Raw genomic sequence first — 503 nt, forward strand, 5'->3', positions numbered from 1 at the left:
TGTCACTGATGTAGCGACGCTCGCCGTACTGCCATTCCTCGTGCTGGTCTTGGAGGACGGCCCCGACGAGGCGGGTTGCGGAGTCTCGGCCCGGGAAGATCTGGACCACGTCTGCGCGGCGCTTGATCTCACGGTTCACACGCTCGATGGGATTGTTCGACCAGATCTTGCGCCAGTGCTCGATCGGGAACGCAGCGAACGCGGTCAGTTCCGCCTCGGCGTCCTTCAGCATCGCCGCAATCTTCGGGAACGAGCTCTCGAGCGAGGCAGTGACCTGCTGGAACGAGTCCCGGACGGTCTCCGGGCTGGTCTGGGCGAAGATCGTGGAGACCAGGGCGTTGACGGGCTTGGAGCGCGCAGAGCCCAGCGTCTGGGTGATGTTGCGGGCGAAATGGACCCGGCAGCGCTGCCATGACGCGCCGGGCAGCACGGCTTTGATCGCGTGCTTCAACCCGGAGTGCGCGTCGCTGGTCACCATAAGCACGCCCTCGGGCGCGGCGGGC

At 66.2% G+C, this 503-nt stretch carries 1 protein-coding gene; it reads right to left on the minus strand.

Annotation, left to right across the window (positions count from 1 at the left end):
* Positions 1-503: transposase (locus M3B01_RS14570; protein ID WP_259793269.1), on the minus strand; the 503-nt coding region annotated here is incomplete at both ends.

This window comes from Brachybacterium sp. p3-SID957 (genome assembly GCF_025144775.1).
Classification (GTDB): Bacteria; Actinomycetota; Actinomycetes; order Actinomycetales; family Dermabacteraceae; genus Brachybacterium; species Brachybacterium epidermidis.